This is a genomic window from Cellulophaga sp. BC115SP (assembly GCF_009905545.1).
Lineage (GTDB): Bacteria > Bacteroidota > Bacteroidia > Cytophagales > Spirosomataceae > Flectobacillus > Flectobacillus rivi.
This window is the reverse complement of the sequence record NZ_JAAALB010000079.1, coordinates 1-12,771: the sequence shown is the minus strand read 5'-3', so window position 1 is coordinate 12,771 and position 12,771 is coordinate 1. Positions and strand designations below refer to the sequence as shown.

General features: G+C 34.4%; 10 protein-coding genes and 1 pseudogene. All 11 read left to right on the top strand.

The genetic code is table 11. The annotated features are described in order from the left end of the window. On the top strand, nucleotides 1-400 hold a 400-nt coding region (locus GVN22_RS25905; protein ID WP_205691043.1), incomplete at its 5' end, for a hypothetical protein. A 126-nt stretch (nucleotides 401-526) separates the two neighbouring features. After that, nucleotides 527-718: a hypothetical protein gene (locus tag GVN22_RS25900; RefSeq protein WP_166553914.1), complete on the top strand. Its 192-nt coding sequence runs from the start codon at nucleotides 527-529 to the stop codon at nucleotides 716-718. Nucleotides 719-1,079: 361 nt separating this feature from the next. Then, entirely contained in the window at nucleotides 1,080-1,700 is a 621-nt protein-coding gene (locus GVN22_RS25895; RefSeq protein ID WP_166553913.1) for a hypothetical protein, read from the top strand. A 242-nt stretch (nucleotides 1,701-1,942) separates the two neighbouring features. Continuing rightward, nucleotides 1,943-2,986 (top strand): annotated as a pseudogene (locus tag GVN22_RS27940) (YaaC family protein). A 228-nt stretch (nucleotides 2,987-3,214) separates the two neighbouring features. Next, nucleotides 3,215-5,443: a helicase HerA domain-containing protein gene (locus tag GVN22_RS25880; RefSeq protein ID WP_166553910.1), complete on the top strand. Its 2,229-nt coding sequence runs from the start codon at nucleotides 3,215-3,217 to the stop codon at nucleotides 5,441-5,443. A 311-nt stretch (nucleotides 5,444-5,754) separates the two neighbouring features. Further along, the gene (locus GVN22_RS25875; protein WP_166553909.1) at nucleotides 5,755-6,129 is read left to right on the top strand and encodes a hypothetical protein; all 375 of its coding nucleotides are present in this window, start codon (nucleotides 5,755-5,757) and stop codon (nucleotides 6,127-6,129) included. Nucleotides 6,130-6,621: 492 nt separating this feature from the next. Continuing rightward, nucleotides 6,622-6,888 carry a hypothetical protein gene (locus tag GVN22_RS25870; RefSeq protein ID WP_166553908.1) on the top strand — a complete coding sequence of 89 codons (267 nt, stop codon included), beginning with the start codon at nucleotides 6,622-6,624 and terminating at the stop codon, nucleotides 6,886-6,888. 3 nt (nucleotides 6,889-6,891) lie between these two features. After that, nucleotides 6,892-7,026: a hypothetical protein gene (locus GVN22_RS28120; protein ID WP_255494278.1), complete on the top strand. Its 135-nt coding sequence runs from the start codon at nucleotides 6,892-6,894 to the stop codon at nucleotides 7,024-7,026. A gap of 1,502 nt (nucleotides 7,027-8,528) precedes the next feature. Then, nucleotides 8,529-10,070 (top strand): hypothetical protein, encoded by a 1,542-nt coding sequence (locus GVN22_RS25865; protein WP_166553907.1) that lies wholly within the window; start codon nucleotides 8,529-8,531, stop codon nucleotides 10,068-10,070. Between the two features lie 3 nt (nucleotides 10,071-10,073). Then, entirely contained in the window at nucleotides 10,074-10,310 is a 237-nt protein-coding gene (locus tag GVN22_RS25860) for a hypothetical protein (RefSeq protein WP_166553906.1), read from the top strand. Between the two features lie 281 nt (nucleotides 10,311-10,591). Then, entirely contained in the window at nucleotides 10,592-12,571 is a 1,980-nt protein-coding gene (locus GVN22_RS25855; RefSeq protein WP_166553905.1) for an HpaII family restriction endonuclease, read from the top strand. The last annotated feature ends 200 nt before the right edge of the window (nucleotides 12,572-12,771 follow it).

Below are 12,771 nucleotides of genomic sequence, written 5' to 3'. Positions count from 1 at the left end.
ATCCTTGCTCTGCCTGATTCTACCATTGAAGCTCTATTCACAGACCAATACGGACAGCCTAAGCCAATCACGGTTTACAAATAAGTACTATCTGATAACGCCACTACAGCTACGAAATATCGTGGCTGACCGCATGAGGTATGATTCACTACTGGTTCGGTACAATGCACTCATTCGTAACAATCAAACAGTTATTGAACCAGCGATTGATGCTGCTACCCAATCATTCGACCTAGCAGACCAGAACGCTCTTGACTATTCGAAAATCATTAAGCTAGATACCAAAACCATTAAAAACCAAAAGTTTCAGATTATTTGGCTAAAAGTCAGAACTCCGTTACTAGGAGCTGCCTTGTTCTACTTAGGAAACAAGTCAGTGACATGGGGATGGAAGTTTTGATAGCAAATGTATAGACCAGGAATTAAGATATCATCTCTCAAGATGAAAAAATGATAGCAAAATACAAAGCACTGTAGCATATCCACACTATGCTCAGGCGAAAACCCACTAAAAATTGATAGCAAAATGCAAGCAATTACCTCATTACTCAGTTCACTCTTTGGTAGTGGCACTGATACCACCGACGCAGAAATGCAACAAAGAACTACAATTTTGGAACAGAACATAGCCAAACAAAAGGTTACAAATTTTATTCTGTATGGTTTAGTTCTTATTCTAGGAATCGCAACTATTGTCTCTGCGATAAGAAAAAAGTAGATTTTTTTTACTCTTCTTTACTAACCTTGATATGAATGCTTGTGAGTATTTATGTCAAGGTTTTCGTTTACATAAATATTTTTGGTAAAAACGTATATTGATTTGAGTCAATAAATTTGTTATTTCTAATTTCATGGTCTCTTTTCTTATTATTCGGTAGTAAATCGTAATGAAATTTTAATAAATTGCTTAGGAAGCTAGGCTCCTTAAGTAAGCAATAGATAATTGAGAGTTATTATTAGTATGTTATATAAATTAATTACAAGGTGTATTTAGTTTATAACAATACAAAACTTTCGCATACTAGCGAGTTACAGGCAATTAAGTTGATTCATGAACCTCACTCTAAATTTAATTTTAAATGGGAAAAGACCTTAAAGATTCAGAGAAAGCTGACTTAGCCAAAATACATGCAGAAATAAATCAAATACTTAACCAAAGATATAACTTAGTCATATTGACTATTACTGTCTTTGGGCTATTCATGGCATCTCTTACACAAAAAGACAAATTCAATTTAGAAATATATACCATAAAATATGAGTTTTTCCTTGTGCTTTTCTTTTTGGGAGTCTTGACATATTTGAGCATAATAACCAGTGGCCTTACAAAACAATTCTATATTCTTAGGGCTTATTTAATTTCAGCTGAACTTTCTGATTGGGAAATTAACTTCGAGAAATTCAGGAGAAATGAAATGAAAAGAGAACACTTCGGATATTCAAAAACAACGCGATATATTTTTTTTATTATCGGAATAACGATTTTATGTGTGGGCTATTTAAATCAATTTATAAAGCAAAAAATTGATTTCGCAGCTGCCCAAAACTTTTTAGCTCCATTATTATATTTAGTTATTGGAGTTGTTTACGTCTGGTTTATATACATAATTTATTACCCACTTGAACAAAAAGAGAGAGAGAAAAGACTGCTTGATTCTTGGCGAATTATTTTGAATAATGAAAATAATAAGTCAGATTGAGTAAACTGCATGTAACAAAGGTATTGCCAAAAGCAGGGCAGAAGGTATAAAAATCATCAGCAAATCGCTATTGTGCCTCATCAAAGCTTGAAGTAATTCTGTTCAGCATTTAGTTGTTAACTTCAGGTTCTTAAAACATTATTTGGCTGCAGTTCTGGGCGGAGAGAGCATCAATTATCCCGCCTTCGGCAATAATCGGTCGTTACCAGCAAGCATACGACCAAACGACATCAAACTAAAATATGGGATTTAAGCCAATAAAACATAATAGTAAAAGCATTAGACTACAGAAAGCAATTGTAAGTCCTGACTTTAACGACAAAACCGTACTAGTTAGAAATCACTGGGATTACGTAGAAATGTGGTTGCAAAAGGAAAAACAAACAGAAGCTTTGAAATATTGGAAACAAGCGGAAAACTTTTATCACGCTAGTTTAACCATCCCTGACACTGCATCACCTTTGACTATTTATTATGCTTTCTTAAATGCTACTAAGGCATTGTTAACTGTTAAGGGAAAAACATTTGCAGAAATGCACGGTGCGACTGGGAAAATCCAATCAGGTGACACAAATTTAAAAAATGAACTTATTACATTTCATAGAAATGGAATTCTTGCAAGCCTATGTTCCTATTTTGGCGAACTATGTAATGGTGAACAATACTCATTGAAAAATTTACTATATAATTTGCCATTCATTCACAGAAGTTTCAATCTAACTTTCCAATCTGGATATCCAGAAATATTTATCCCAATAGTAAACCCTCATTTTGTGATTAAGGATGGTTCAAAGCAATCTTGACTTTGTGCGGAACTACCTGAAAATTACAGAAATCAACACATTATTAATAAACTAACACCTTTGGGATTTGAGAAGGACAACGGTGTACCAGAAAAGTTTATAATCCGAGTGAAAAAGCGATTTGAATGGTATCGTTCAGGTGCAAAAAAAGGTAACAACGTTTTGAGATTGACTAATTATCATGGAAAACTTAGAAAAAATATACATTATATTTTTGGGGCAAATACACTATGGTACATAAAAAGGACAGGGCAACCTAATTGTATTGACCGACATCCATTGACAATTATGTTTGCTTCAATGCATAGACTAAGCGAACTGGCTCGTTACCAACCTACCGTTTTATACAGACACTTTGAGCTTAAACAGAACTGGCTTTTGTCTGAATTTATCAAAGGTTCAATAATGGAATTTATTGACCAAATTGCCTGTGAAATAACTAACCAAAATTTGATGCAACCTGCTGTAAGATACCCAAACTAATAATGCCAGCTGGTTACAGGCGTTTGACTCAATGGCTGATGAAGTGGTTTATTGAATATTCTACTTCGAATCAACTTATGTGTTGTATTGACAGTTTTGTGCTCCGAAATCCAACACTGCGCCAAGCGCCAAAAAGTTAGCCGCAACCCTATGACGACTGTGCTTACTGAAACATTGGGCTTTGAGCAAACTATGACACAACTAAAAAAATAAACCAAGACAAAAGCAATGCAGTTAAACATCAAACAAAGATTTGCGGTTGTATTTATTTACGTAGCACTTATTCTTGGGCTCGGCTTTTATTTTTCAGGCGATTGGAAATTTTTAATCGATACAAACAATAATCTGAATGCTGTCTTTATTGCAACAGGTCTTGCTCTTATTTTAAGCACCTATATTACAGAACCATACTTTTCAAAGCCCGTAGACGTAATTACAAGATGGGTTGCAATATTTCTTTTTCTAGTCGGACTTAACAGCAAGGAGTGTTTATCACTCTATCAGTATTGGCTAATTTCTTGTGTGCTATTTACAGGTTCAGGATTGCTTTTGATTTTCCTTCATGGGTTTAAAAAATTTGAAAAGCAACAAAGAATTGCGGTTGATTTTATTTGCAAAATTTCAAGACCAGAAATTGTTTTTACTCTCCTCTATTTTGACATAGTAGTTTCTTTTTTTCGCTTCAGGCCTACCGAATATCCAATTCTGATTGGTTTCGGTTTTCTACTTGCAGTGAATAAACCAATAGTGTGGGTGGTTGTATTCATTTATTCATTATGGAGTAACATCACATCGAAGACTGATCCCGCAAAATATTTAGGACAAATAATCGGACACGAAAGCACGGACCTTTACAATGTGGAGTTATCAAGCGACAATCCTTTCAGACAAGAACAACTGGCGGGAAAATTGGTTTACCTTGAAAACGTTAAAAACGGAGTTGCAGGAATTATTCTCAGCGAAAGAATCTTGTTAGGGAAAAAATGGATTCAGGTTTTGTCCCTTCGAGACCAAAACCAAAATCTAATTTCCTTCAACATAAAGTCTCTTCTGCCACTTACAGGCGAGAAAACCATTTTCTCAAAAACAAATGCAGTTTATTTTCTTGACATTGCGGCTTTAGATGATGGTGTCAAAGCGGTAATTGTCACAAATCCATTGAATGCTCAATTCAAACGCATCATTGGCAATGTATGGGAAGGTTCAACAATTAATAAAATCAAATTCAATAAGCTTTTTACAGACGAACTTCAAAAAGAGAGAGGAATCGGAGAGGGAAGTATTATTCAAACCGAAATTGCCGGTGAGGAAGTTATCTATCAAATAATTGATGCAAGAACAGATGAAGAGACTTTAGAGTATAAAGACACACATGGTTTCACAATTGGCACTGCACAAAAATTGGGAAAATATGATGCAGCTAGTCAAGAATTGAACACAGTTAAATGGTTGCCTGAAATCTATACCCCTATTTTTTTGCTCGACCCGTTACAAATAGAATACAATGCAAGTCAGTTTATCGGTAAACTTCCAAACACTAATTACGGTATTCCGATAAAAAACCATCATGAACTCGTAACGCATAACACAGCAATACTTGGAATTCTTGGAATTGGTAAATCATGCCTAACATTTGAAATTCTTCAAAAACTTCTTTCAACAACACAAGTAAAAATCTTTTGTCTTGACCTAACCAATCAGTATTCAAAGGAATTACCGAAATACATTGACCCTACATTAATTCAAACAGATTTTTCTGATGCAAGTCTTACGGCTTTAAAAGCAGGAAATGCCACAGGTGTTCCAGCAAATCCTGCATCATGGGGTAATGAAGCACTTTACAAAACAACGATACAAGATGAGATTGATGCTTTTGTTGCTACTGATAGACGGGTTTTGACAATAAATCCCGACTTACATAATGTTTCAAAAGCAGGAAGTCAGTTCAACATAACTCACAAAATTGATTTGACCCCAGCAGAAAAAGTGAGGTTGATTTCTGAAAGGCTAATAGTTAAAGCCCACACTTTAGGAGAGACAGCCGAGGCTCGTTACTTAATTGTTTTTGAAGAAGCACACTCGCTTGTTCCAGAATGGAATTCAGTTTCAAATGAAGGAGATAAGAATGCAACCAATGGCACTGCTAAAGTTATTCTTCAGGGAAGAAAGTATGGCTTAGGCTCAATGGTAATAACCCAAAGAACGGCAAACATCAGTAAGAGTATTTTGAACCAATGCAACACAATTTTTGCTTTGCGAGTATTTGACGACACAGGAAAGCAATTTTTGGAAAACTACATTGGCTCTGACTATTCTAATTTACTGCCGACACTAGAAGAAAGACATTGTGTAGTAATCGGCAAAGCACTAAAGTTGAAACAACCAGTAATACTTGAATTAAACAACATGAATAATATTATTTTACCGCCAGTTGCAGAACCAATAGTTGTATCATAAATGGAACTTGCCAATTATATTATAGACAGAAGGGCAGCAGCTAACAGCGGTAGCCTTTGTACAACTCTTTTTCTCTAAAAACCCTCTTACCGAATACATATCCAGCCCTCTTTTAAAACGATTTAAGAGAGGGCTGTTTTTTTAGTTTTTGCGAAGCATCCTCAAGGGCTAATATGTCTAGTTTTTTCACAATGAAGCGTAGATATTTCTGCAAGTTGTAAGCTAAACTTGCCAATAATACGTGTTTGTTGGAGGCTTAGATGTCTCGAGGATTCACTCGTTTCTCTAGTGTCTTTCATAAATATCTACCATTGAAGCCCTATTCACAGACCAATGCGAACAGCCTAAGCCAATCAAGGTTTACAAATAAGTATTACCTGATAACGCCATTACAGCTACGAAATATCGTGGCTGACTGTTTGCGATATGATTCTCTACTGGTTCGATATAATGCCCTCATTCGCAACAATCAAACAGTGATCGAACCAGCCATTGAAGCAGCCACCCAATCCTTCGACCTAGCCGACCAGAACGCTCCTGATTACTCGAAAATCATTAAGCTAGATACCAAAATAATCAAGAATCAAAAGTTTCAAATTGTCTGGCTAAAGGTTAGGACTCCATTGCTAGGAGCTGCCTTGTTCTACTTAGGAAACAAGTCGGTGACATGGGGATGGAAATTTTGATAGCAAATTGAAAATCCCAGGAATGAGATATCAGCTCTCTAGATGAGAAATTGATAGCAAAATACAAAGCACTGTAGCATATCCACACTATGCTCAGGCGAAAACCAACTAAAAATTGATAGCAAAATTTCATCAGGTTTTTCAGAAGCAGAACCTAAACACTAAGTCGACATCATAAAATTGATAGCAAAATGGTATAGAGCTGCCAACTTGATACTAGGGAAAAAAGTACATTTTGCTATCAAAATTTCTCAAGTAATAAACCTATAAATATGAATGACATAATTGGCACAGTCAGTAGCATTGTGGGAGGTCTATTTGGTAGTCAGTCATAAGACAATACTACCTATTTATCCGTTCAAGGAACAAAATATGATGGGATTGCCTATCAAAAAGAAGTCGAACAAAACAAAAAGCTTACAACGTATCTCCTGATTGCTTTTGCCACAGGAATCACAGTTTTAAGCGTATCACTTTTCAAGAAGAAATAATATGGCAAACATAGCAGATATTGGAAACATAATAAATTCTAGCATATCATCCCTAGGCAATGCAGTAAAAAACGTCCTCCAAGTCACAGAAACAGGCAAAACCAATAGAACCCAATTAGAAACCGATGAAGAAAAATATGGAAGTGATTCCGCTTACGCATCGAGTGTAACAGTCCAACAAGGGAAAACCATTAGAGTCTTACTTATCTCCATCAGTGCTATTTTTCTTGCCTTTCTAACATTCAAACTTTTTAGACCTAATCAATAATCTATGAAAAAACTCTTAATAGTTGCCGCTACGATAGCAGTAGTAGTATTCGCCTATTTTCTCAATAAATCCCCTAAGAATAGCACCAACACAACGGTAAGTAACCAGATTGACAGTGTAGATACAACTCACGATTAAAACACTAATAATACAAACAGCAACAATACTGGTAACAGCTCCAACAATAGTAGCTCTAGTAACACACAAGGAAATGGACAAGGAACAAACCCCGATGTAATAGATACCAATAAGTTTTATGATTATTGGTCAGAAAAAGGCGAATACATTTATCCCAGAAAAGGAGGCAAAACAGCATTAGGAAGCTATGCAGTGGGATTCTGAAAGGATGGAAGAATAGTTTACACAAAATGCCAAAACGAAGGAACTCCTGAGGAGACTATGAGGTATATTTTGTCACCAGAGTATCTACTTGTTTATTGATATAAATAGGGGTCTATGCTATATAGGTTCCTATTTATATTACGTTGTGATTCAAAGCATTATACTTTGGTTTGTAAATAATAAAAAACTCCATTTCTTATTATTCGGTAGTTTGAAGTTGTAAAATTTAAGTAAATTGCAGCATGAGCAAACGATAATAAACAGAAAGATTAAGACAACTATCATACTATGCTTTTGATCAATTAAAGGTAGATGATTCTTTGTTGAATGCAAAATGAAAAGGGACTGAAGAATAGTTCAAAGAAAAATCGATAGAGTATCAAAAAGTATACGAAATACTACAAAACTTACCTAAAGTTAAAAGTGGATGGCAAGACTAAAATGATAGTTTAATGAAAACTAATTCATAAAAAAGGAATTGTTATAGTTATGAATTATGTAGGATTTTTCGTTGGCTAACGTGCAAGAGAAATTTTAAAATTCACACCTCAACTTTATACAAAAGTCCCCAATACAACAAACATAATTAAGCTTGGCCCAAATTCAAGTGGCGTACTTTTAGCACAATTTTTTTAATTACAGATGGACACGTCTTACACAGAAATAGACCTGAAGATATTGGAATTATGATTGACGACACTTTCTATATACTCAATGGAATAGTGAAATATGTAAATCCCGAAGTAGGTGAATAAGGAGCCAGAATTTATATTGCAGTTTGAAAAATTGATGATAATGTTGTTGAAGACTTAAAATCAAGGTATAATTTTATATCTATTGAAAAAATAGATTTCCAGTATGCAGTCGATTCTGAACCCAAATATTAAATTGTTGGATATCCTTGGCATGAAACTAAGGAAGATAAAGTAAATAAAAAACTTAAGTTTTTCCCTTTAATTTTCTTGACGAAAGAAGCTAATAAAGAATCTTAGAGGCGACCTGCCAACAACATCTATCTGGTTTAGCTTTATAGTCGGGCTACTGTATGCAATTTATCATTTGTTCGCTATTTTACTTTTTCTCCAACTTGAAAGTATACTACTAAGCTTCTTACCCTAACATCAACTTTTAATTATAAATTTCGTAGCAGTTCCAAGGTTTATGTAATATGGAAAACGACCATAAAAGCCAAGCCCTGTCTATTTTGCGAAATCTGGGAACCTGTAAAAAGCCCTCCGTTAGTTAATCAAACTATTATCTATTTTAAAATCTCATTTCTTTAACTACAAATCATCAGTATGAAATATCAATTCTATATTTTAGTCTTGACATGTTCTTTTTCATTAGCTATCAGCAAAGCTCAGGGTCAACAAGACCTTAGCGACTTAATTAGCAGACGTGCCGCAGACAGCATAAGTAAAAGTGCTTTTGGTAAAATGGTTGCAGGCACTGACGATGTTACCAATCTGGCTAATTACGTATCCTTTGTACCCACAGATGGGAAGTTTACCCTTTCTGGAAATTATTTTTTTAGTGTTAATAACTACTTATCAAAAAAGAGAAAGACTGAATATTTTGCAGTTGGGTTTAATAGTAGCGGCTCTATTGTTGGGGGAACGGTTGCAACTTTATTTGAAAGCGGAACCTTAAATACAGGGGTTGACTTAGGGCTTAAGTTCAGCTGGAGAATGAACAAGCCCAATATTGGGTCATTGGGGTCAGAAACTCAAGAAATGATTGAGAAACGGAAAACTTTGGAAATTGAGAGAGATTACAAGATTGACAGTATAAAAAATTCATTAAGGCTAACCTTACTAAAAAGAAAACAAGTAGAACTAAATATCTCAGACGCTAAAGTCAAACTTGATAATGCAAGTAGAGATGTCGTTCTTTTGACAGATCTAATATCTAAATGCTCCTCGGATACATGTCGTTTGCGATTTACCGACTTGCTAATTATCACAAATGCTAGAATATTCAATGAAAGACAAAGAATTAATAAATTAAATAGGGATATTTCAAAATTAGAAGAAATTTACGAGGTGTCCCAAATAGATCCAACTGTAAAATGGGAAGATAGAACTGAAAGAGAACAATATTTGTCAAGAAAATATGGATTAAGCAGGATTAATTTATCTTACGAGGACACAGTTATTAACAAGGTAAAGAAAGTCTATGATGATAAGATTTACGAAGTAGAAATAGCAAGACCAATTGCAGGAATGCGACTAAATTGGCTTAGTGTTATTTTTAATTGGGATAGAGTTGCCTATCGAACTTACTATGATTCATTACGTTATGAAAATGCACTTACTAAACTTAAAACTCCTGGATTAACTTTAGGATTACAAGCCAATTTCTATTCTTTCTACAAACCTGTAAGAAGGGCGAGTCTACTAAATATTGCCTTACTGTTCAAAAGGACAACTAATCTTGAAGATTTAACATCTTCGAAACTAACTGAGGAAAAGATAATTGCAAGTGGTTCTACTACCAGAAAATCAAGCAATGAATATACTGTCTATACAGACCGTGTTGAAATTTATACTACTATTCAACTACCCATCAATTATTATCGTTTCTTCGGCAAGGATCTTAATTTCGGTTGGCACGCTTTTGCATTAGCAGACTGGCGTGATACTAAGGACAATCTATATGATCTTGGTGCTGGATTTATTTTTGGACTAAATAGTACTGGGGGGAAGCGTCTTTATAATGTGGAGATCTTTGCAAAATATAAAGACATTACACGAGAACTAGTTGATGAAGATAAAAAGGGTTGGAAGCAATTTCAATTTGGACTATCAGTAGCTATTCCTTTTATGACATATAAAAATTAAACCATGGCAAATCAAAAAAGAACACAGTTAAAAAAAGATTTTTTTAGTGGAAAAATCAACGCAGTTGAATTTATGAAAGCCTTGGAAGAGGCATTACGTTATAGAGGTTTTCATGTAAAAGCTGGTCAAAGACCCAAGTGGTCAGGTCCCTACAGAGACACAAGAAAAGAGGCCGATGATGATAATGCCCCATACTTCGACGCTGGATATAATGTTGATGTGTACATAGAACAAGTGTAATTTTTATAAAAAACATAGTAGATATACTCTAACTTAAAGCACTAAAAATCTAGTTGTCAATCACCAATTGTACTCCGTTAAGAAAAGAATAGGTTCTTGTTTAAAGTTCCTCAAAACTTTATGATTCAAAAACGAATATTTAATTTCAAATTGTCACTAATCTTTAGCTTTATCGTAAGTAAGCATGACAATAATTGGAAACAAGAAATATTATATTTTGAATGCGTATAAGTCTTTAATTGTATCTTTGAGCTTTATTTAGATACAAAGGATTGAAAGATATGTTTGAAGCGAAATTTAAGTTTATTGATTTATTTGCAGGTATTGGAGGTTTTCATCTAGCTATGCACCGTTTGGGAGGAGAATGTGTTTTTGCATCAGAGATGGATCAGCATGCACGAAAAACTTATGAAACAAACTTTTCTAAAATCTCACCGTTCATTTTTGAAAACGAACTTTTCAATGCTGATATCAGAACTATAACACCTTCTGACATTCCTGACTTCGACGTATTGTGTGCAGGGTTCCCATGTCAACCATTTAGTCAAGCTGGCCATAAGCGTGGATTTGAAGATAATCACAACTCAGAAAGAGGAAATCTTTTTTTTAACATAGTTGACATAATCGAAGCAAAGCAACCAAAAGCCTTTTTCCTTGAAAATGTTCGTGGTATCGTGAATCACGATAATGGTAGAACATTTAAAGTAATTCGCCAAATTTTGCAAAATGAGCTTGGTTACTCTTTCTATTTTAAAATCGTAAATGCTTGTGATTATGGGTTACCCCAGCTTAGACCAAGAGCCTTCATGATTGGATTCAAAAATGATTCATTTCTCAACGGTTTCACATTTCCTGAGCAAACGCCTCTAAAGTTTACTATGAGCGATGTTTGGGAAGGTAAATGCAGTAGAGATATAGGTTTTACACTACGTGTAGGTGGTAGAGGTTCTGATATCAGTGATAAGCGAAATTGGGACTCGTACCTTGTAGATGGAGTAGTAAGAAAACTATCTTATGTACAGGCAAAAAGAATGCAAGGCTTTCCAGAGGACTTCGATTTCCCTGTAAGTCCAACTCAGGCAATTAAGCAACTCGGAAATAGTGTTGCTATTGATGCCGTGGAAGCGGTTGGAAGAAATATGATTAAATACCTAGATAATTTACAACACCAAAATGATTCTATGAAAAAAACAAAAAACAAAGGAGAGTGGACGGAGTTATTAGTCTTTGTGAAACTGCTACTAGAGAAAAAAGTCTTTCTATCTGATTCAGAGCTACAGCCTAAACTTGATGTTATAAACCTTAACAAGGTTACATCATTGAATATTAATTCTGAATTCCATATCCTTGATGAATTCAAGATAGATATAGTTGATAAGCAGAACGGAACCAACAAGACAATAGAACTATCACAGATATTGGATCAGAGTCAAATCAACCTATTAACAAATTCAATTAAGGAAAATTCAAGTACCTTCGAAATACCTGAGTTCAAAATAATTCAAGATGAGCTGGGTTTCACTGTAATTAAAGGAGGTAATAGTAATCAAAAATCTGATATTGTACTTGATGGAAATATCAACCAACAATTTGAAATCACTAATGAAGGTTTTGGTATAAAGTCTTACCTAGGTGCAAAACCTACTCTGCTAAATGCTTCAGGGAATACAAATTTTATTTTCCAAGTTGAGGGTATAGATAGTGCCAGAATAGATGAGGTAAACTCAATTGACACATCAACCAAACTGAGAGATAGGATTATGATTATCGAAGAGTATGGAGGTAGTTTCAAATTTATAGCACCAGAAAAAGATACGCTAAATTATAATTTAAAATTGATAGACTCATTAATGCCTGAAATTGTAGGTGAAATGTTGTTAACCTTCTATAAGGATAGAGTTTCTTCAATTGAAAAAAATATCAATAGTATTCACAAAAAAGGAGAGTTAAAATCAAAAATAGGTTACGAAGATGATATTTTCCTCACCAGAAAAGTAGAAGAGCTATTAGTTGGAGTGTTGCTTGGTTTTTTTGCTGGCACTAAATGGGATGGAAAATACGAATCTAAGGGTACTATAGTTATGAAGAACCAAGGAGATATTGTAGCATTTCATATCATTGATATAGAATCGCTAAAGTCGTACTTATTTAACCATATAAAATTTGATACTCCATCTACCACAAGACATAGGTTTGGTAAGTTATATCTTGAAAAAGATGGAAAGCTTTATTTCAAGCTTAATTTACAGTTAAGGTTCTAGTAGGTTTGTAAGGATCCCAAAAACTTTTTGAGACAAAGTTTTGGTGATCCTTACACGTTTTCTTATTTCAGAAAAAATAAAAAGCTAGCTTTGTCAAAAATCTCTTACTTCAAAAACTGCTTCTTAGGCTTCCCTTTTAGAGTATAAACAATTGATTATCAGGCATTTTTATCAAAAAGCAATCCCCGAAAATGCACAAA

Bases quoted from the DNA above. Each gene is read 5' to 3' on its own strand.
- GVN22_RS25900 (WP_166553914.1), top strand. From the start codon at position 527: ATGCAAGCAATTACCTCATTACTCAGTTCACTCTTTGGTAGTGGCACT.
- GVN22_RS25895 (WP_166553913.1), top strand. From the start codon at position 1,080: ATGGGAAAAGACCTTAAAGATTCAGAGAAAGCTGACTTAGCCAAAATA.
- GVN22_RS25880 (WP_166553910.1), top strand. From the start codon at position 3,215: ATGCAGTTAAACATCAAACAAAGATTTGCGGTTGTATTTATTTACGTA.
- GVN22_RS25870 (WP_166553908.1), top strand. From the start codon at position 6,622: ATGGCAAACATAGCAGATATTGGAAACATAATAAATTCTAGCATATCA.
- GVN22_RS28120 (WP_255494278.1), top strand. From the start codon at position 6,892: ATGAAAAAACTCTTAATAGTTGCCGCTACGATAGCAGTAGTAGTATTC.
- GVN22_RS25865 (WP_166553907.1), top strand. From the start codon at position 8,529: ATGAAATATCAATTCTATATTTTAGTCTTGACATGTTCTTTTTCATTA.
- GVN22_RS25860 (WP_166553906.1), top strand. From the start codon at position 10,074: ATGGCAAATCAAAAAAGAACACAGTTAAAAAAAGATTTTTTTAGTGGA.
- GVN22_RS25855 (WP_166553905.1), top strand. From the start codon at position 10,592: ATGTTTGAAGCGAAATTTAAGTTTATTGATTTATTTGCAGGTATTGGA.